This window comes from Corynebacterium glyciniphilum AJ 3170 (assembly GCF_007673095.1).
Lineage (GTDB): Bacteria > Actinomycetota > Actinomycetes > Mycobacteriales > Mycobacteriaceae > Corynebacterium.
The window spans coordinates 1-224 of record NZ_VDYZ01000401.1; the positions used below are offsets into that span (position 1 = coordinate 1).

The window sequence follows — 224 nt, forward strand, 5'->3', positions numbered from 1 at the left end:
CCCCACCCTCTCCCTCCCTATCCCCCTCGACAAGAACCCCTGCTCCCCCCCCCTGCCCCTCCGCTACCTCCTCGCATTCACCATCCTCACCCTCCCCCTCCCCCCCCTCCAACCACCCAACCCCCTCCTCCCCCTCCTCCTCCTCCCCACCCCATTCATCCCCACTCCCCTCCCTTTCCTCCCCGCCCCACTTCTCGCCCGCACTCCCCTCGCCCAGGCTCCCC

Annotated in this window: 1 protein-coding gene; it reads right to left on the minus strand. The window is 71.0% G+C overall.

From position 1 onward, the window contains the following. The coding region (locus FS507_RS20180; protein WP_222121493.1) for a hypothetical protein at positions 1–224 on the minus strand (224 nt) is incomplete at both ends.